We start from the raw sequence: 18,412 nt of genomic DNA on the forward strand, positions 1-18,412 counted from the left end.
TTCTCCTCAGGACAGGTCGTCGCGGTGCCGGCGCAGCTGCCGCAGGTAGGTGTGCAGCTCGAACTGGGTGAGGCTGCGCGGCGAGTCGATGAACTTGATGCCGCCGCTGACATCCGGATGGTCGCCGGCCTTGCGCCGGGCCAGCTCGGCTGCCGCCGCGCTGCCCCGGTCCCGTCCCGCGATGAACTTCGCGATCACCTGGGTCTGCAGGTGCACGGTCGGGAAATGGCCGCCGGTGCCGTCGGTCAGCCCGGCCACGAACAGGTTGTCGTGGCGGCGGGAGAACGCCATCAGGTACAGGTCGGGGCGGCCGTTGCGCCAGCTCAGGTGCTCCGGGTCGAGGAACGGCACGTGCACCTGGAAGCCCGTGGCGTAGACGATCACGTCGACCGCGTCGACCTGGCCGTCGGCGAACTCCACCTTGTCGCCGTCCAGCTCCTTGACCTCCGGGCGGATCTTCACGCGGCCGTGCCCCACGTAGTACGGCAGCAGCGAGTTCACGATCGGCGGGGACTCCAGCAGCTTGTGGTCCGGCACCGGCAGCCCGTAGTCCTGGGGGCGGCCGACCGTGGCACGCAGCACGAGCTTGTACATGCGGCGGACCAGCCCGATCGGCAGCCGCAGCGACTGGCTGGCATCCCCGACCTGGTCGGCGGGCTTGCCGAGGATGTACTTCGGTACGAAGTAGTAGCCGCGCCGCATGCTCAGCATCACGGACTCGGCGGTCTGGGCGGCCTCCACCGCGATGTCGCACCCGGAGTTGCCCGCCCCCACCACGAGGACCCGCTTGCCCGCGAAGCCCGCGGACGTGTCGTAGTCGCGCGAGTGCAGCGTCTCGCCGTCGAAGCTGCCGGGGTACCCGGGGAACCGCGGCTGCCAGTTGTGCCCGTTGGCGATCACCACCCCGCGGTAGCGGCGGGTCGTGCCGTCCGCGGTCCGTACGAGCCAGTGCTCGCCGTCCGGGGTCACCTCCGTGACCTCCTGGCCGAACCGGATCAGCGAGGTCAGGTCGTACTGCGCGGCGTACGCTCGCAGGTAGTCCAGAATCGCGTCGTGCCGCGGGTACGTCGGCAGGTCACCCGCGAGGGGCAGGTCCGGATACTCGGTCACCTTCTTCGAGGTGATCGTGTGGGTGTTGGCGTACACCGAACTACGCGGGTTCGCCCGGTCCCAGATGCCGCCCACTCCGTCGTGGGCTTCGAGCACCTCACAGGCCACCCCTTCGGCCATGAGATTCCTGGCGGCGGCCAGTCCGGACGGGCCGGCACCGATGACGGCGTAACGGTCCCGCAGGTCCATGGTCGTACTCATTGGCTCCCGGCTTTCTCGCTGGCTTCGGCGCGTCCGGCAGGGCGCGTCTGCAGGAGGGAAGATGCCCGGGCCGAGGAGTTGATACCGCCGCCGACCTGACGTATCACCGACCGTCGCCCGTGGCTCTGCCACTGCGGGCCACCGGCCGGAAGGAGACATCGTGACGCGGACCGCGACGAAACCCGCACCTCGCACCACCGGGCGGCGGGCACTGCCCCGCCCCGGCTTCGCCGCCTGGGGACGGCTGATCGGCCGGCACCGCCGGCTCGTGCTGTCGCTGTGGTTGCTGGCGGTACTGGCCGGGGTGCCGGCGCTCAGTCGGCTTGCCGACAACCTGACCGCGGGCGGTTTCGAGGTGCCCGGTTCGGGCTCGGCGCAGGTCGCCGCGCTGGAACATCAGGCGCTGCCGCAACGCTTCGACCGGACCAGCGTGCTGGTGGTGCACTCCGATCGGGTCACGGTCGACGACCCCGGGTACGCCTCGGCCCTGCAGCGGGTCCGCGCGGCGCTGGCCGCCGCCCCCGGGGTCGCTGAGGTGACCGACCCGCTGAAGACCGGCCAGATCTCCCCCGACCGGCACACCGCGGTCGTGTCCGTGGGCATCAACGAGCCGCAGGACGCGGCGTACGCGCACGCCCCGAAACTGCAGGAGACGGTCGACCGGACGCTGGCGGGCACCGCTGCCGACGGCGCGATGACCGGTGACGCCCCGTTCTACGCCGCGTTCCAGGAAACCGGCTCCAAGGACCTGGCCACCGCGGAACGCATCGTGCTGCCGCTGGTGCTGGTGATCCTGCTGCTCGCGCTCGGCAGCGCGGTCGCGGCGCTGCTGCCGCTGGCGCTGGCCGGCATCGCCGCCGCCGTGGGACTGTCGCTCATCTCGGTGCTGGCCGCCACCACCACGGTGAACATCTTCACCCAGAACCTGGCCACGATGATCGCGGTCGGGGTGGGCATCGACTACGCGCTGTTCGTGCTGCGGCCGTTCCGGCGGGCGCTGGCCCGGGGGTTGAGCCCGCAGGAGGCGGTCGGTGAGGCGCTGGGCAGCAGCGGCCACGGCGTGCTGGTGTCCGCGCTGACCGTGGTGGTCGCGCTGGCGGGCACCCAGCTGGTCGACGTGCCCGCGTACCGGTCGATGGGGCTCGGCGCCATGATCGCGGTGGCGGTGGCGGCAACCGCCGCACTGACACTGTTCCCGGCCGCGCTGGCGATGCTCGGGACCCGGGTGAACGCGCTGCGGCTGCCCGGGCGCCTGGGCCGCCGCACGTACGGGGACGAGCCGCGCTCCGGCCGCCTGCGCGCCGTGGTCGAGCTGCCGGTGCGCCGCCCCTGGTGGGTGGTCGGCGCGACCGTGGCGCTGCTGACCGTGCTCGCGCTGCCCGCCCTGCACCTGAAGCTGGGCACGTCCGGCCCGGACATCCTGGCCGCGGACGCGGCGCCCCGGGTGGCCGCGCAGCGGCTCGCCGAAGGGTTCGGCGCGGGCCGGGCCGGGCCGCTGCGGGTGCTGGTCGCGGCGCCGGCCGCCGCAGGCGCCGATCCCGCACCGGTGGCGCCGGACACCCGGGCCACCATGGAACGCATCGCCCGCGCGCTGTCGGCCCGGCTGCACACCGACCCGGAGGTGGTGGACGTGGCGGCGCCGCAGATCGGCGCGGACGGGCGGGTCGCGGCGCTGACCGTGGCGACCCGGCACGGCCCCCAGTCGGCCCAGGTGATCGACCTCGTGCACCGCCTGCGGGCCACGCTGCCCGGGGTGGCCGGGGCCGGTACCACCGTGCTGGTGGGCGGCGAGCCGGCGCAGAACGTCGACCTCAACACCCAGGTCGGCGGCAGCGTACCGAAGGTGATCGCCCTGGTGCTGGTGTTGTCGTTCGTGCTGCTGATGGTGGCGTTCCGCAGCGTGCCGATCGCGCTCAAGGCGGTGCTGACGAACCTGGCGTCGGTCCTGGCCGTGTACGGCGTGCTGGTGTGGGTGTTCCAGCAGGGCCACGGCGCCTCACTGCTCGGGGTGCACGCCCCCGGCTACGTCGAGGTGTTCCTGCCGCTGTTCCTGTTCTGCATCCTGTTCGGCCTGTCCATGGACTACGAGGTCTTCCTGCTCACCGCGGTCCGCCGGGCACACCTGGACGGTTACCGCACCAACGACGCCGTGGTGCGCGCGGTGACCGGGACCGCCGGGGTGATCGGCCCCGCCGCCGCGATCATGATCGTGGTGTTCGGCGGGTTCGCGTTCACCACCCTGGTGCCGATCCAGGCCATCGGGTTCGGCCTGGCGGTGGCGGTGCTGCTGGACGTGAGTGTGGTGCGGCTGCTACTCGTCCCGGCGACCTTGGTGCTGCTGGGCGAACGCAACTGGTGGCTGCCGAAGTGGCTGGGCGCGCTGCTACCCGCGCCCACCGCACCGGCGTCGGCACCCGATCATGACGGCGGCGCGACCGGCGGACCGGACGGCACCGGCGATCTGCCACGCGGGCACTGGGCGGCGACCGGACCGGCGCCGGTCAACACGGTGCGACGCTGACCGCGTCGCACCGTGCCGGCGCCTACCGGTGGGCGCCTGCCCAGAGGTCGCCCACCGGAACCTCGGCGGACAACCACGACTGCGCCGCGTCGTCGTCATCGTCGTCATCGCTCGCGTCGTTGTCCGCGTCGGCGTCGGCGTCGCCCGACAGGATGCCCGGGTCGTCGTCGGGTTCCGACACGGCCGGCGGGTCACTCGCCTTGCTCGGGTGGCTGGCCCCCAGCGGCTGCTGGGCCATCGCCTCCACCAGGTTGATCGTCGTGGCGACGAACATCGCGCGCGTCTTCGGGTACGTCACTCCGCTGTACGCGCAGGTGGTGCCGTACAGGTGGCAGACCCATCCCAGCGTCCCGGCGGCAAAGACGCCGGCACCGGAGGGAGCGGTGTAGTAGCTGACGTTCGCCGACATCGGGGCGCCACATCCGCTGATCGGCGAGTCGGCGAGGATCTGCACGGGCGTGTTGTCCGGCATCGCATCACGGACCGCGACGTCGAACTCCTGCTGTACCCCCATCGGCAGGCTGGTGCCTGCGGGCGTACCGGCCGGGAAGGGCCAGTCGGGGTTGGACACCACCATGTCGCCGAAACGGCCCGGACAACCCATGTACTGCTGCCCGAACAGCTTCCCCTCCGGCTGCGCGGACGGAAGATCACGGAACCGGACCGTGCTCCCCTGCGGGTCGCTGGCCGTCACCGGGTCGAGCTGCGGTTCGCGGTAGATCGCGAACTCGCGGTTCGGCCCGAACCGCGTCGGCCGCATCCGGACCTGCCAGTACGCGGTGTTGGCACCGAACAATGCGATGTTCACCCCGGCGTCGCGGGCCTGCTCGAAGCCCGCACGGATCGGCTGCGACCAGTACTCCGCATGCCCACCGACCAGCACCCCCTTGTGCGCCTGCAACAGGGCGGGGTTGGTGTGCAGATCCGTGTCGGTCACGTACGCCGTGTCCAGGCCACGCTGCTCGACGAGCCGGACCAGCGGGTATTCGTCGGTGAGGTACGTGGCCATGCCGTGGTTGTAGCTGTACGGCCGGTCGAACGAGACGATCAGGCTCCGCTCGTTCCTGCTCCGCGGACCCCCGTAGGCGCTGTACCCTCCCCACGCGTTGTACGCGGTCCAGGTCAGCGGCTCGGACATCAACACCAGGGGGCTGGTCGAGGCCGGATCGGTGACGGTCAGCGGCACGAACGTCTGGCCGCCCTTGGAGTCGGTGATCTTCAGCAGATACGAGCCGGGGATGAAACGGCCGTCGAGGCGGAACATCAGGGTCGTGTCCCACGGCGCCCGCGGCGTACGGGTGGTCTGGTCGACGACCGCGGCGGGCTGGAGTTTCGTCCGGAACAAGCCGGTGGTGAAGACGGCGCGGCCGCCGGCGCCACCGTAATAGCCCATCCGCCAGGCGGTCATCCTTGCGCGCGGTGCCCGGGTGGACACCATCAGGCGCACGAGCTGGCCACAGCTGGCAGAGGCGGTGTTCGCGAACGCCTGCAGCCCGGTGTCCACCCGCGTGCTGTAGTTCCACCCGGCCGAGCCGGGACGGCGGTTCTCGGCCTTGACGTACCCGGCGGCCGTGGGCCGCGCCGCGCACGGCACCGGGGCCGACCCTGCGGTTGCGGGTCTGGCTGCGACTGCGGTGCCCGCGAGTCCGATCATGGCCGACACCACAGCGGCCAGGGTGAGCCTTGAGCGGGCGCGCATCTCGATCCCTTCGCAGCAGGCCCGACGACAGTGTCGGAACTCCGCCACGATGGCAGCGCTCGGTTGGGGACCGGGGGTACGAATCCGGTGTCAATGGGGTGCACTGCGACCGGCGGCGTCCACGTCGGCCGAATGGCCGGCGCCGGGCCGGGTGCGCCCGCTCACCCCGGCGCGGCGACGGCTTCGGCCGGCGCAGGGTCGCGCCGCGTGACCGGGCCGGGCAGCCACCACGCGGCGACCGCCCCCGCGGCCAGCACGAGGGCTCCCACGGCGAGTGCCGGAACCAGGCCCGAGACGTACGCATTCGGAGCGGTCCCGCCGCCGTTGGCGGTGAAGACCCAGGCGAGCACCGCGATCCCGAACGCTCCCCCGGCCTCGCGCAGCGCGTTCATCGCCCCGGACGCCGCGCCGGCCTCGTGTGGCCGTACCGCGGACAGTGCGGTGCTCGCCGCGGGCGGATAGACCAGGGCCATCCCGGTCCCGCCGAGCACCGCCGGCACCAGCAGCGCCGCGAACGACAACTGCGGGGTCAGCACCACCGCGAGCCAGCCCAGCGCGAGCGCCTGCAGTACGAGCCCGCCGCCGATCAGCCGCCGCGCCCCCCAGCGCTCGCTGACCATCCCGGCCAGCGGCGACACCACCAGCGGCATCACGGTCCACGGCAGGATCCGCAGTCCCGCATCCAGCGGATCATGTCCTTGCACGGTCTGCAGGAACGGCGCCAGCAGGAAGATGCCACCGAACATGCCGAAGTACATCGCCACGCCGGCGAGGTTCACCGCGGTGAACACACGGTTCGTGAAGAACCGCAGCGGCAGCATCGGCTCGGCGGCCCGCCGCTCCCACGCCACGAACCCCGCCAGCAGCGCCACCCCGACGGTCAGCGGGCCGGTCACCCGGCCGGACGCCCAGCCGTGCTCCGGCACCGCGACCAGCGCCACCATGACCCCGGCGAGCCCGCCGGTGACCAGCACCGCGCCGGGCACGTCGAGCCGGCGCGCCGGTCCCGCGCTGCGGGCCAGAACGAACGGCGCCGCCAGGCACCCGACGATGCCGACCGGCACGTTCAGGGCGAACACGTACGGCCATGAGGCGGCCTGGGTGATCGCGCCACCCACCACGGGGCCCAGCGCCACCCCCAGGCCGCTGACGCCGGAGAAGACGCCGAACGCGAGCCCCCGCTGCCGCCCCGGGAACGCCCCGGCCAGCAACGTCAGGCTGATCGGCAGCACGATGGCACCGCCGGCACCCTGCACGGCCCGGGCCGCGATCAGCAGACCCGCGCTGGGCGCGGCGGCAGCCGCCGCGGACGCCGCGGTGAACACCGCCAGGCCGGCGACGAACATCCGCCGATGCCCGAACCGGTCCCCCAGGGCCGCGCCGAGCAGCAGCAGGACCGCGAACGACACCGTGTACGCATTGACCACCCACTCCAACTGCGGCAGCGAGGCGGACAACCCGGCCCGGATGCTGGCCAGCGCGGTCGTCACGACCAGGTTGTCCAGGGTCACCATGAACAGCGCCAGCGAGACCAGGGCGAGCACCCACCAGCGGCGCTGCGGGGCGGGTGCGCTCACGCGGCCGTACCGATCCGCTCGACCCGCAGGCTTCCCCACAGCATCGCGCGGTCGCGCCCGGCCCACTTCTGCTCGGCCGGGCGGCCGTCGCCGGGGCCGAAACTGCGCCACACCGCGACCGCGCCGGGCGCGGCCGCGCGGTGCACCGCGGTACGCAGCCGGGCGGCGTACGCAGGCCCGACCGCGTCGAGCACATTGGACAGGCTGAACCCGGTGAACGTGCCCGACGGCACGGATTCCAGGTACGCGGCGACATCCGCGTAGATCAGCTCCAGCCGCTCCGCCTCGACCGCTTCCACCGGCGGCGGTGCCTCGCCGAGCAGCAGCCCCCGCACGTACGGGTTGGTGCGGTTGGGATGGCGTCCCAGGCCGCGTTCCAGGCGCTGTCGAACGACCAGGTCGAAGCGGTGCGCCGGGCCGGACGCGTCGCGGGTGAACGCCCCGAACCCGCCCGCGCGCACCCCTGCGGGCCCGAGCGTCGCCGCGAGCACGGCCCGGAACCGGCGGTTGTCGAAGTGTTCCCGCCATCGGGCCAACTGCTCGGCCGGGTCGTCCAGCTCACAGAACGCCGCCAGCTCCGCGCGGCGCCACCCGACGCAGGCGAGCACCCGGCGGGCGTGGCGCAGCAACCGCTCGGTCGATCCGGGCCGGGCGGGTGCGCCACGCAGCCGCTCCCGCACGTATGCGATCTGCGCCGCGTTGGCGTCCACCGCGGTGACCTGCCGCCCCTGCCCCGCCAGCGCCAGGGCGGTGTCGCCCGCGGAGGCGATGCACAGGATCCGCCCCTGCCTCGGCAGGACGGTGCGCTCGACCTCGCTGTCCTCGTACATCCGGCCGAAGATCAGCCGGTGTCCGCCGTCCCGTGGGTCCGGCTGCCAGCCGGGCGCCTGTGCGGGAACGCCGACGGCGTCGAGTTGCGTCATGTCTCCTCCATCGCCTTGCCCGTGGGCGGGTCTTGCGGAAACAGATGCGTTCACCCGGCCCGCGAATACGTCCCGCCGGGCCGTATCACCGGCGGGTCGCCGCGCTCCTCTACCCCGACGGCCCACGGCCGGTGCCCCGCGGACCACCCCGCGGCGGCGGCCCACGACCACCCGACCGGGAGACCCGCAGATGACCCACCCCGTCACCGCCGCGCCGGCGCGCCCGGCGGACGCCCAGCTGGGCGAGCTCGTGCGGCACCTGTGCGCCGAGTCGGCGCGCGAGGAGCAGCCGCAGCCCGGGCCGTGGCCCGCGGCGGACGCGCTGGAGAAGCACCAGTGGTTCACCAGCCCCGAACTGATCTCGCTGTACGCCACCGCGCGCTGGCCCGCGATGGGCGAGCCGCAGCGGCGGTTGCTGAGCTTCTGGGAGGCGGTGAACTTCTACAGCCAGAACATCCACGGCGAGCGGCTGCTGATCGACGGGCTGCGCGCCCGGCTGGACCGGCCCGCGACCGCGTTCCTGGCGCCGTACCTCGCCCGGATGATCGAGGAGGAGGAACGGCACAGCGCGTACTTCACCGAATTCTGCGAGCGGTACGCGGGCCGGATCTACCCGGAGCGGATGCTGACGCTGGCACAGGACCCGCCGGAAGCCGCGGACTTCCTGTTCTTCGCCCGGGTCATGATCTTCGAGGACATCGTGGACTGTCTCAACGTCCGGATGGCCGCCGACGACCGCCTCGTCGCGGTCGCCCGGTGGATCAACCACGACCACCATCACGAGGAGCGCCGCCATCTGGCGTTCGGCCGCCGGGTGGTGCTGCGGCTGTTCGCCGACGGCCTGCGGGACTGGCCGCAGCCGCTGCTCGACGAGATCCGCGCGGCCCTGGCCGGGTACGTGCACGCCGTCTGGCGCACGTTCTACAACCCGCAGTGCTACGCCGATGCCGGGCTGGACGAGCCGTGGCGCCTGGCCGCGGACGCGTTCGCCGATCCGGCCGCCGAGGCCCACCGGGCCGCGATCAGCCGCCGCTGCCTGCGCTTCCTGCACAAGCACGGCATCCTCACCGGAGGTGCGGCATGAGCGAGTGCACCGAGCGCAGCGAGGGCCGCGAGCGCATGCCCAGCCGGGCCAGCATGACTGACATCCGGGCTGCGCTGCGGGAGTGGGTCGTGGCGCGCAATCCGGGACTGGACCCGGAAACGCTGACCGAACACACCCCGCTGATCTCCAGCCGGCTGGTCACCTCGCTGCACATCGTGGAGCTGCTGCTGTTCATCGAGGAACTGCGGGCGGCACCGGTCGACCCGCGCAGCCTCGCGCCCGGCGCGTTCGCCGACATCGGCACGATCGCGCAGGCGTTCTTCGCACCGGACGAAACCCACGCCACGTCGGGAGCCCACTCATGACCGCCGCCACGACCGTACCGACCCGTCTGCCCGACGGCGTGACCGTGTCCACGCACGGCTCCTGCGTACTGTCCGGGCCCGCGCTGGCCTGGCTGCACCGCCTCGATCGCGCGGTGGCCGACATCGCCGCCGGCTGGGGTGCGACCGCGCATCAGTTCCCGCCACTCGTGCCCGCCGCCGACCTGGACCGGATGGGGTACTTCACGGCGTTCCCGCACCTGGTCACGATGCCGGCCACGCTGCCCGGCGACGAGGCCGAGGTGCAGCGGTTCGTCGACGGGTACGCGCTGGGCGCCGACGGTTCGGTGTCGGTGGACCGGCTCGCCCCGATGCGGCACGCGCTGACCCCGGCCGCCTGCTACCCCGTGTACGCGATGCTGCGCGAGCACCGCACCGACCGTCCAGTGCTGGTGACCACCGCGGCAACCTGCTACCGCCGCGAGGAACGCTTCGAGCCGCTGCGCCGGCAGTGGGCGTTCACCATGCGGGAGATCGTCTGCGTGGGGACGGCGGCGGAGGTGCGCGAGTTCCTGAACTCCGGCCGCGCCGCGGTCGACGCCCTGCGCGAACGGCTGGGCGTGCCCGGCCCGTGGGAGGTCGCCACGGATCCGTTCTTCCGGCCGCAGCGCAGCGGCGCGCACCTGATGCAGCAGCTCGACCCGGTCAAGCACGAGGCGCTGGCGGGCACGCTGGCGATCGCGTCGGTGAACCTGCACCACGACCATTTCGGCGCCGCGTTCGAGATCGGCCGGGGCGAGGCCGCCGCGCACACCGGATGTGTGGCGTTCGGCCTGGAACGGTGGCTCGGCGTCGTCGCCGACCGGTGGGGGCCCGACCCGCGGCGCTGGCCCGATCCCGCGGAGGGAAGCGATGACTGACGGCCGGATCATGGTCACCGGCGCGGACGGCTACCTGGGCCGCCACCTGGTGCGCCACCTGCTCACCCACACCGATCACCCGCTGCTGCTGTGGGTTCGGGCCGCCACCGCGGCCGAGGCCGAGGCCAAGTGCGCCCCGCTGCTGCGCGACCTGCCCGGCGCCGCGGGCCGGGTCCGGTGCACCGGCGGCGACCTGTCGGGCGACGACCCGTTCGGCGCGGTCGTCCCGGACGATCTCGGCGCGATCGTGCACACCGCGGCGGTCACCTCGTTCACGGTCGAGCAGGACGTCGCCCAGCGGGTGAACACCGAAGGCACGGCCCGGCTGCTCGACCTGGCCCGCCGCAGCCCCCGGCTGCGCTCGGTGTGCCTGCTCAGCTCGCTGTACGCCACGGGCCTGCAGGCGGGGCCGATCATGGAACTGCCCGCGCCGGTGCCGTCCGCCGGGTTCGCCAACGCGTACGAGCGGTCGAAGTGGGCCGCGGAGGCGTACGCGTTCGGGCAGACCGACCTGCCGGTGAGTGTGCTGCGGGTGGCCACGGTCCTGGCGGACGACGCCACCGGCCGGGCCGGCCAGCACAACGCGGTGCACAACACGTTGCGGCTGCTGCGGCTGGGCATGCTGGCGCTGATGCCGGGGCTGCCGGACACGCCGGTGTACCTGACCACGGCGGAGCTGGTGGCGCGGGCTGCTGCCGCGGCGGTGAGCCGGGCGGAGACGGGCGTGTTCCATGTCGCGGACCGCGCGGCCGACTCGCTCACGCTGGCCCGCACGCTGGACGTGGCGTTCGAGGTGTTCGGCGCGGACCCGGGGTTCGCACGCCGCCGGGTGGCCCGGCCCGAGTACGCGGACCTGCACTCGTACCGGCTGCTGGCGGACAGCGCCCGCGGTTTCGGCGCCAGCGTGCTCGGCCAGGCGCTGACCAGCCTGCTGCCGTTCGCCGCGCAGTTGTACGTCGGCAAGGACGTCGGCAACGAACGCCTGCGCGCCCTGCTGCCCGGGTACCGGCCGCTGGATGCGGCCGCGCTGCTCGGCGCGACCTGCCGGCAGTTGCTGGCCGATTCGCGGAGCCCGAATGTCCGCCGCTGACCCGGATCTGCTGGAGGCGGAGCTGGCCACCCTGCTCGGGCCCGAGTTCGTCGTGTCCGTCGCCGGTCCCGCTCCCGCCGGTCCGGCACACGACGCCCGGGCACACCGGGTGGAGCACCGGCGCGGGCGGGCGGCGCTGCGCTGCGTCGCCGACCGCCTCGGCGAACGGGTGGACACCGACCGGCTGGTCCTGCCGCACCCCCGCCTGTCGCTGACCCACTGTGCCGGAGTGGCCGTCGCGGTCGGTGTCCGAAGCCGGTTCAGCACCGGGATCGGCGTGGACCTGGAGGCCGTACGGCCGGTGAACCCCGGCATCGCCCGGCTGTTCCTGACCCCCGCCGAACGGGCCCACCTCGGCGAGGCGCCACCGGATGTCCTGTTGCGACTGTGGACCGTGAAGGAGGCGGTGTTCAAGGCCGACACCGGCAACGGCGGCCGGATCCTGGCCGACTACGAGCTGTGCCGGCCGGCCGCCTGGTCCGGCCGGGCCACCCGGGGTGCGGCCCGGTTCCGCTACCGCACCGTCGAGCTGCCCGGGCACCTGGTGTCCGTGGCCGTCCACGAGGAGCGCACCGCATGACCACGGCACGTCCCGCACCGGCCTCGCTGGCCCCGGCGCGCAGCAGCTCGGGCGATTCCCAGCGCTGGCTGCTCAGCTTCTACCGCATCTCGGAGCTCAGCGGCGCGCTGTTCTTCGGCCGCCTGGCCCGGGCGCAACGGCCCGGCCCGGTGCACAGCGACCTGACCCGCCACTTCGCCGACGAGGCCCAGCACGCCCGGTACTGGACGGACTGCCTGGAACAGCTCGGCGAGAAGCCGCTGCCGCTGGGCGCGGCGTACCAGGACCAGTACCTGGCGGCCACCGGCCTGCCGGCCAACCTGATGGAGGTGCTCGCGATCACCTCGGTCTTCGAGCAGCGCGTCATGCGCCAGTACGCCCGGCACCTGGCCGTGCCGGACCAGCACCCGCTGGTCGACCAGACGCTGCGCAAGATCATGGAGGACGAGCGCTGGCACGTGAAGTGGGTGCGCGAGGAGCTGATCGCGATGGAACCGGAGTACGGCCGGGACCACATCGCCGCGACGCTGCGCCGGATGACCGAGGCCGACGAGGCGGTGTACGCGGCCACGCTGGCCGAGCACGCCGGCCGGGTGGAATTTCTGTTCGACGAGGGGAGCCGACGTGCCTGACGTGTACGAGCTGGCGGACGAGGACCTGTACCGGCGGATCGGCGAGATCCTGGGCCAGCACGGCCCGGTACCGGCCGACACGGAGATCGCGGCGCTGCCGGTCGACTCCTTCGCCCTGGTGGAGCTGGTGATCGAGTTGCAGGAGCTGTACGGGGTCCGGTTCGGTCACGACGAGATGCGTGCCCTGCACACCGTCGGGGACCTGGCCGCACTGATCCGGGCGCGAGGAGGGCGGGATGGCTGAACCCTTGGTCAGCCTGGATCACATCAGCTGGGCGCTGGGCGAGCACCCGCGCACCGTGGAGGCGACGGTTGCGGCCGGCGGCACGGTGTCCACGGCCGAGCAGCTGCGCGCGGCCGGTTTCGCCGATCATCACGTGTGCGGCCCGGACACCGACGCGTACGACCTGGCAGTGCGGGCGCTGACCCCGGTCCGGGAACGGCTGGACCGGGTCGGCGCGATCGTCTACGCCACCTGCCTGCCCGGCAACGCCACGACCGGCAGCACGGCCGAGTTCGAGGCCACCGGGGACGTCAAGCACCTGATGCGGTATCCGGCGAGCCGGTTGCAGGCGGACTTCGGGTGGGACGACGCGATCGCGGTCGGGGTGGGGCAGCAGGGGTGCACGGGGCTGCTGGGTGCCGTACGGGTCGCCCGGGCCCTGCTGATCGCCGAACCCGACCTGGACCCGGTGGTGTGCGTGACCGCGGACCGGTTCCCGGCCGGGGCGCGCTACGAGCAGACGTACAACCTGGTGTCCGACGGGGCGGTCGGCTGCGTCGTGTCGCGGGCGCCGGGCCGGTTCGGCCTGCTGTCGGTGCGGCACGTCACGAACGGAGCGCTGGCCGAGGCGATCGACGACGAGGTCGTGGGCAGCTACTTCAGCAACACGTGCGAGGTGGTCCGGCAGGCGTGCGACGAGGTGAAGATGGCGCCGGGCGAGGCGGACTGGCTGGTCCCGCAGAACACCGACGTGCGGGCGGTGGAGATCCTCGGCCGGCTGCTGGGCCTGCCGGAGCAGCGCCTGCACCGCCCGGCCACGGGCCGCCTCGGCCATGTCATCGCCGGGGACAATCTGATCAATCTGGCGGAGCTGGACGCCACGGGCGCCCTGACGCCGGGTCAGCGGCTCGTGCTGCCGGTCGCCGGGTACGGCATGAACTTCCAGTGCGCGGTCCTGCAGGTGCAGCCGCCGGGCCCGGGGTTCTGACCCCGGGCCCGGCGGCTGCGTCCCGGCCTAGACTCCGCCGTCGATGGCGGCGGTGGTCAGCGCCTCACCCTTCAGGCCCCACTTGTCGAGGATCTTCAGGTACGTACCGTCGGCGATGATCTCGCGCAGCGCGAGCTGCACGGCGTGCCGCAGGTCGGTGCGGTCCCGGGCCATGCCGACGCCCATCGGGCTCGCCTCGACCTGGACCCCGGCCAGCTCGAACGCGCCGTTGCCGTCCTTGACCTGCGACGCGGCGCTGGTGTAGCCGTCCACGGCCGCGTCGAGCTTGCCGGCCTTGATCAGCGGGTACGCCTCACCCGAGCCGAGCCCGGTGATGATCGGCTTGGGGCGCCCGGCGGCGGCGCACAGCGCGGCCTGGGCCTGAGCGAGGTCGTCCTGGGTGGTTTCGGACTGCAGGCCGATCCGCTTGCCGCAGATGGCGTCGATGCCGCTGATGTGGGCCGGGTTGCCCTTGGCGACAACGACCTGGGAGCCCTCGATCAGGTAGTCGATGTAGGTGAGCTTCTGCTGCCGCTCGGCGTTGTCGGTCATCCCGGACATGACCGCGTCGGCCTTGTGGTCGGCGACCGTGGGGATCAGGTCGTCCCAGGCGACGTTGCGGAAGTCCAGGCGCAGGTTCATCTTGTCGGCGAGCGCGGCGGCCATGTCGACGTCGATGCCCTGGGGCTTCTTCTGGTCGTCGTAGTACTCGAACGGCGGGTACGCGATCTCCGAGGCCACGACGAGCGTCCCGGCCTTGCGGATGTCGGCGGGCACGGCCGCGGCGGCCGGGTTCTGCTTGCTGCTGCCCGCCGCCGCGGACGGGGCGGACGTGTAGGTGATGGCAGTGCCGATGAGGACGGCCACAACGGCGAGCGTCGTGACGGCTGGTCTGGCGCGCACGTCCCCTCCTTTCCCGAACCTGGCGGAATTGTCTGCTCAATCGGCAGGTCGCCACGATGGTTGAGGGTTTTCGATCCTCAAGAGTTGCTCAGTCCGACCGATCGGAGGGGTGTCGCAGCACTGATGGGGAGACTCCATGTTTCGGGTTATGCCTCGGCTCAGCCTTGGCCGCAAGATCGTCGCACTGGCCACTGCCGGCCTGGTGCTGGTGCTCGCCGTCGGCGGGATCGGCGTGCTGGCGGCGGCTCGGCAGCAGCAGGCGCAGGACCGGCTGATCCGCGCGACCGACGCGGAACGCGCCGACCGGGCGGTGGCCGCCGCCCAGGCCGTGCTGCGCGGCGACGTGCTCTCCGCCATGGTGGCCCGCAGCGCCGAAGATCGCCGGGGTGCCCTCGACCGCCTGGGCGGTGACGCGACGACGCTGCGCGACAGCATCGGCGCGCTGCACGCCGGCTCGACCCCGGCTTCCGTACGGGCGGCCGCCGCCGGCCTGGACGACAAGGTCGAGCAGCTCATCACGCTGAGCCAGCGCCTGGTGAGCCTGGCGAACCTCGGGGTCACCGACCCGGCCCAGAACCAGGCCCGGGCGGCGCTGCCCGCGTTCCAGAAGTCCTCCGACGCCCTGATCGCGGCGCTGAAGCCGGTGGAGACCGCCATCGCGGCCGAGTCGAAGCAGGCCCGCGCCGACGCCGTCTCCGTGCAGAGCTCCGCCCGTATCCTGACGATCGTCGCAAGCGTGTTGGCCGCGGTGCTGCTGCTCGGCTCGGCCGTGCTGCTGGCCCGGCACATCGGCCGCCGCCTCGCCGACTGCCTCAAGGTGGCCAACGCCATCGCCGACAAGGACCTGTCGGTGCACCCCCGGATCACCGGGTCGGACGAGCTGACCGAGCTGACGGTCGCGATGGGCCGCGCCACGGACAACGTGCGCTCGGCCGTCCTCGACCTCGACGAGGCTGCGGCGACGCTGAGCAGCGCCTCCGAGGAACTGCACGCCACCAGCGCGAGCCTGACCGACGGCGCGCAGTCGACCGTGGCCCGTACGGACTCGCTGGCCGAGGCCGCGGGCACGGTGCACGAGGTGGTGGATTCGGCCGCCGCGGGCGTGGGGCGAATCAGCGCCTCGATCGGCGAGATCGCCGCCCGGACCACCGACGCACGGCAGATCACCGCGGACGCCGCCGCAGCCGCCGCGACCTCCGGCCGCCTCGCCGACCAGCTGGACACGTCCAGCGCCGAGATCGGCGACGTCGTCAAGCTGATCAACTCGATCGCCGAGCAGACCAACCTGCTCGCCCTGAACGCCACGATCGAGGCGGCCCGCGCCGGCGACTACGGCAAGGGCTTCGCGGTGGTCGCCGGGGAGGTCAAGGACCTGGCGCGGGAGACCGCCTCCGCCACGGAGGACATCTCCCGGCGGATCGAGGCGATCCAGCGCGACTCGCAGGCGATGCGGCAGGCCACCGCGGAGGTGGCCCGGATCGTCGGCGACATCAACGGCACCCAGGACGTCATCGGGATCGCGGTCGACGACCAGAGCCGCGCCACCACCGAGATCACCGACAGCGTCTCCAAGGCGGTGTCCGCGGTCACCGGCATCACCCACGGTTTGCAGGCGGTGATGCAGGATGCCTCACAGACCCGCATCGGTGCCGGCGAGACCCAGAGCGCGGCCACCGACCTGGCCCGGCTGGCGGTCCAGCTGCGCAACCTCGTCCGGGAGTTCCGCCTCGACTGATGCGGGGCCGCGGGCTCGTGCCGCGAAGCCGTCTCGGCCGCAGGCTCCGGTCGTAGGCTGAGGGATCACCTCGTTGCGCAGCGGCGACTCGCCGCGTCGGGAGGATCATGGCCGCATCCACGGGCGTGCGGGCACAGCCGTCGCGCCGGATGTCGCGGCGGTTCCCGTGGCTGGTCTTCACGCTCACGTTCGCGTTGATGCTGTCGGACTACATGTCCCGGCAGGTGCTCGCCGCGGTCTTCCCGTACCTGAAGGCGGACTGGGGGCTGAGCGATACCGCGCTGGCCGGCCTGACGAGCATCGTGTCCCTGATGGTCGGCCTGCTGGCCGTGCCGCTGTCGCTGCTCGGCGACCGGTGGGGGCGGGCCCGCGCGATCGTCGCGATGGCGTTCGTCTGGAGTGCCGCCACGGTCGTTTCCGCGCTGGCCAGCAGTTACGGGCAACTGTTCGCGGCCCGCGCCGCGATCGGGATCGGTGAGGCGGCCTACGCCAGCGTCGGCCTCGCCGTGGTGCTGTCGGTGTTCTCCCCGGCCCGCCGGGCGGTGCTGGCCGGGACGTTCACCGCCGGTGGCTCGTTCGGGTCGGTGCTCGGGGTCGCGCTGGGCGGCGCGTTCGCCGCGCAGTTCGGCTGGCGCTGGGCGTTCGCCGCGATGGGCCTCGCCGGTCTCGTGCTCGCCATCATGTACGCGATGCTGATCACCGACCGCGGGCTCGGCGCGCACCGGGTCCCCGAGGCGGACACCGGGCCGCCGCGGGGGGCCCGGCCACACCGTGCCGGCCTGGGCACGTTGTTCTCCACCCCGTCGGTGGTGCTGGCGTACGTCGCCAACGGCGCGCAGCTGTTCGTCGCGGCCTCACTGGTGGTGTGGCTGCCGAGCTATCTGAACCGGGCGCACCATATGACACCGCCGCGCGCGGCGTCGGTCGCCGCGCTGCTCATCCTCGTGCTCGGCGCCGGCATGATCGGCTGCGGGCTGATCACCGACCGGGTCCGCCGGCACCGCCCGATACGGCAGTGGAGCGCGGCGATCGTCTTCTCGGCGTTGTCGCTGGTCTTGCTGAGCATCAGCTTCGCGATGCCGCCGGGCGGGGCCCAGTTGCCGGTGCTGGCCGCGGGCTGTTTCTTCGCCGCCGGCACCACTGGCCCCACCGGTGTCATGGTGGCCCGGCTGACCCACGAGTCCGTCCGGGCCACCGCGTTCGGCATGCTCACCATGTTCACCAACGTGCTCGGGCTGGCCGCGGGGCCGTTCGTGACCGGGATCCTCGCGGACCGGTTCGGGCTGGCGACGGCGCTGCGCTGTGTCCCGCTGGCCGCGCTGCTGGCCATGATCGCTCTGCTGATCGGGCGGCAGGCGTACCCGGCGAGCGTGCGGAAACTGGACGGCCGGGGAGCCGTCGGGTTCACCGGCCCGGCGCCGACGGTCGGCGCGGAACTGGCGCCCTGACCGCCCACCCGCCGGGTGTGTTCGCCGCAAGCGTGATGTCACCGTCCTCTTTAAGTTCACCGACAGGGGTGGGCACTTCATTCCCATCCGCCTGGGGAACTCCGAGCTGGGCTACAACCACTACGCCGCAGGGCACAACATTTACACCACGGCGCCGTTCAGGGCCGCCATCAACGGACAGCGGCCGGTCAGCTCGTCCGGAGCGCGTGTAGAGTACGAGGCTTGGGCTACCAAGTTGGACAATGGAGACGTCCGCGCCAAGGTGCACATCCTCGGCCAGGCCGCCAGTGCCACGGAAGACCGCCGCTGGCGAACTCCTGATGGCAACAACATTGGTGTCATCACAGCCTACTGCGTAGGCGCTAATGTGTGCCCGAACTGGATCAACGACATCAAATAACCTATTTAACCAGGTGGTAGTGCGTTGGCAGAGAATTTGGAAGACTACAAGTTTAGTTTTCTGCTTCGCAGGATAGCCCCCCTCGTGATGGCGCCTCCGGGCCCTCTTCCTCCCA

The 18,412-nt window shown here is 72.6% G+C and carries 16 protein-coding genes; 11 read left to right on the forward strand and 5 right to left on the reverse strand.

All coding sequences use genetic code 11. The features are described 5' to 3' along the window. Window positions 1-6: 6 nt before the first annotated feature. Window positions 7-1,299, reverse strand: coding sequence for a flavin-containing monooxygenase (locus ACMCNK_RS05475; protein WP_412735305.1), 1,293 nt, complete (start codon window positions 1,297-1,299; stop codon window positions 7-9). 172 nt (window positions 1,300-1,471) lie between these two features. Here ACMCNK_RS05475 and ACMCNK_RS05480 point away from each other — a divergent pair, with 172 nt between their 5' ends. Continuing rightward, window positions 1,472-3,832 (forward strand): MMPL family transporter, encoded by a 2,361-nt coding sequence (locus ACMCNK_RS05480; RefSeq protein WP_412735306.1) that lies wholly within the window; start codon window positions 1,472-1,474, stop codon window positions 3,830-3,832. 22 nt (window positions 3,833-3,854) lie between these two features. Here the strand turns inward: ACMCNK_RS05480 and ACMCNK_RS05485 are convergent, their stop codons facing one another. The 3 genes from ACMCNK_RS05485 to ACMCNK_RS05495 form a co-directional block, all read right to left on the reverse strand. Next, entirely contained in the window at window positions 3,855-5,486 is a 1,632-nt protein-coding gene (locus ACMCNK_RS05485; protein ID WP_412735307.1) for a N,N-dimethylformamidase beta subunit family domain-containing protein, read from the reverse strand. 206 nt (window positions 5,487-5,692) lie between these two features. Beyond that, a complete protein-coding gene (locus tag ACMCNK_RS05490; protein ID WP_412735308.1) occupies window positions 5,693-7,108 on the reverse strand; it encodes a DHA2 family efflux MFS transporter permease subunit in 1,416 nt (471 codons plus the stop codon). Continuing rightward, complete coding sequence (locus ACMCNK_RS05495; RefSeq protein ID WP_412735309.1) at window positions 7,105-8,031, reverse strand: DUF3419 family protein; 927 nt, start codon at window positions 8,029-8,031, stop codon at window positions 7,105-7,107. The genes ACMCNK_RS05490 and ACMCNK_RS05495 overlap by 4 nt, the downstream gene beginning before the upstream one ends. 190 nt (window positions 8,032-8,221) lie before the next feature. Here ACMCNK_RS05495 and ACMCNK_RS05500 point away from each other — a divergent pair, with 190 nt between their 5' ends. The 8 genes from ACMCNK_RS05500 to ACMCNK_RS05535 are packed head-to-tail and all read left to right on the forward strand — an operon-like array spanning window position 8,222 to window position 13,811. Further along, window positions 8,222-9,115, forward strand: a complete 894-nt coding sequence (locus ACMCNK_RS05500; protein WP_412735310.1) for a diiron oxygenase — start codon at window positions 8,222-8,224, stop codon at window positions 9,113-9,115. Beyond that, entirely contained in the window at window positions 9,112-9,441 is a 330-nt protein-coding gene (locus ACMCNK_RS05505; RefSeq protein WP_412735311.1) for a hypothetical protein, read from the forward strand. The genes ACMCNK_RS05500 and ACMCNK_RS05505 overlap by 4 nt, the downstream gene beginning before the upstream one ends. After that, window positions 9,438-10,319 (forward strand): aminoacyl--tRNA ligase-related protein, encoded by an 882-nt coding sequence (locus ACMCNK_RS05510; protein ID WP_412735312.1) that lies wholly within the window; start codon window positions 9,438-9,440, stop codon window positions 10,317-10,319. The genes ACMCNK_RS05505 and ACMCNK_RS05510 overlap by 4 nt, the downstream gene beginning before the upstream one ends. Next, window positions 10,312-11,409 (forward strand): SDR family oxidoreductase, encoded by a 1,098-nt coding sequence (locus ACMCNK_RS05515; protein ID WP_412735313.1) that lies wholly within the window; start codon window positions 10,312-10,314, stop codon window positions 11,407-11,409. The genes ACMCNK_RS05510 and ACMCNK_RS05515 overlap by 8 nt, the downstream gene beginning before the upstream one ends. After that, window positions 11,396-11,989, forward strand: coding sequence for a 4'-phosphopantetheinyl transferase family protein (locus tag ACMCNK_RS05520; protein ID WP_412735314.1), 594 nt, complete (start codon window positions 11,396-11,398; stop codon window positions 11,987-11,989). Before ACMCNK_RS05515 ends, ACMCNK_RS05520 begins: the two co-directional genes overlap by 14 nt. After that, on the forward strand, window positions 11,986-12,600 hold the full coding sequence (locus tag ACMCNK_RS05525) for a ferritin-like domain-containing protein (RefSeq protein WP_412735315.1): 615 nt from the start codon (window positions 11,986-11,988) through the stop codon (window positions 12,598-12,600). Before ACMCNK_RS05520 ends, ACMCNK_RS05525 begins: the two co-directional genes overlap by 4 nt. After that, a complete protein-coding gene (locus tag ACMCNK_RS05530) occupies window positions 12,593-12,844 on the forward strand; it encodes an acyl carrier protein (RefSeq protein WP_412735316.1) in 252 nt (83 codons plus the stop codon). Before ACMCNK_RS05525 ends, ACMCNK_RS05530 begins: the two co-directional genes overlap by 8 nt. Beyond that, window positions 12,837-13,811 (forward strand): 3-oxoacyl-[acyl-carrier-protein] synthase III C-terminal domain-containing protein, encoded by a 975-nt coding sequence (locus ACMCNK_RS05535; protein ID WP_412735317.1) that lies wholly within the window; start codon window positions 12,837-12,839, stop codon window positions 13,809-13,811. The genes ACMCNK_RS05530 and ACMCNK_RS05535 overlap by 8 nt, the downstream gene beginning before the upstream one ends. Window positions 13,812-13,838: 27 nt before the next feature. On the opposite strand, the gene ACMCNK_RS05540 is transcribed toward ACMCNK_RS05535, so the two are convergent. Further along, on the reverse strand, window positions 13,839-14,714 hold the full coding sequence (locus tag ACMCNK_RS05540) for an ABC transporter substrate-binding protein (protein WP_412735318.1): 876 nt from the start codon (window positions 14,712-14,714) through the stop codon (window positions 13,839-13,841). A 148-nt stretch (window positions 14,715-14,862) separates the two neighbouring features. On the opposite strand from ACMCNK_RS05540, the gene ACMCNK_RS05545 reads away from it, so the two are divergent. Further along, window positions 14,863-16,449 carry a methyl-accepting chemotaxis protein gene (locus ACMCNK_RS05545; protein ID WP_412735319.1) on the forward strand — a complete coding sequence of 529 codons (1,587 nt, stop codon included), beginning with the start codon at window positions 14,863-14,865 and terminating at the stop codon, window positions 16,447-16,449. A 107-nt stretch (window positions 16,450-16,556) separates the two neighbouring features. Further along, on the forward strand, window positions 16,557-17,897 hold the full coding sequence (locus tag ACMCNK_RS05550) for an MFS transporter (RefSeq protein ID WP_412735320.1): 1,341 nt from the start codon (window positions 16,557-16,559) through the stop codon (window positions 17,895-17,897). Window positions 17,898-18,412 lie beyond the last annotated feature (515 nt).

Origin of the sequence: Krasilnikovia sp. MM14-A1259 (genome assembly GCF_047159535.1) — a bacterium.
In the GTDB taxonomy this organism is placed as follows: Bacteria; Actinomycetota; Actinomycetes; order Mycobacteriales; family Micromonosporaceae; genus Actinoplanes.

Excerpts from the sequence above, each read along its gene's own strand:
- ACMCNK_RS05505 (WP_412735311.1), top strand. The coding sequence starts at position 9,112 with ATGAGCGAGTGCACCGAGCGCAGCGAGGGCCGCGAGCGCATGCCCAGC.
- ACMCNK_RS05550 (WP_412735320.1), top strand. The coding sequence starts at position 16,557 with ATGGCCGCATCCACGGGCGTGCGGGCACAGCCGTCGCGCCGGATGTCG.
- ACMCNK_RS05510 (WP_412735312.1), top strand. The coding sequence starts at position 9,438 with ATGACCGCCGCCACGACCGTACCGACCCGTCTGCCCGACGGCGTGACC.
- ACMCNK_RS05545 (WP_412735319.1), top strand. The coding sequence starts at position 14,863 with ATGCCTCGGCTCAGCCTTGGCCGCAAGATCGTCGCACTGGCCACTGCC.
- ACMCNK_RS05535 (WP_412735317.1), top strand. The coding sequence starts at position 12,837 with ATGGCTGAACCCTTGGTCAGCCTGGATCACATCAGCTGGGCGCTGGGC.
- ACMCNK_RS05495 (WP_412735309.1), bottom strand. The coding sequence starts at position 8,031 with ATGACGCAACTCGACGCCGTCGGCGTTCCCGCACAGGCGCCCGGCTGG.
- ACMCNK_RS05485 (WP_412735307.1), bottom strand. The coding sequence starts at position 5,486 with ATGATCGGACTCGCGGGCACCGCAGTCGCAGCCAGACCCGCAACCGCA.
- ACMCNK_RS05500 (WP_412735310.1), top strand. The coding sequence starts at position 8,222 with ATGACCCACCCCGTCACCGCCGCGCCGGCGCGCCCGGCGGACGCCCAG.
- ACMCNK_RS05475 (WP_412735305.1), bottom strand. The coding sequence starts at position 1,299 with ATGGACCTGCGGGACCGTTACGCCGTCATCGGTGCCGGCCCGTCCGGA.
- ACMCNK_RS05515 (WP_412735313.1), top strand. The coding sequence starts at position 10,312 with ATGACTGACGGCCGGATCATGGTCACCGGCGCGGACGGCTACCTGGGC.
- ACMCNK_RS05520 (WP_412735314.1), top strand. The coding sequence starts at position 11,396 with ATGTCCGCCGCTGACCCGGATCTGCTGGAGGCGGAGCTGGCCACCCTG.
- ACMCNK_RS05525 (WP_412735315.1), top strand. The coding sequence starts at position 11,986 with ATGACCACGGCACGTCCCGCACCGGCCTCGCTGGCCCCGGCGCGCAGC.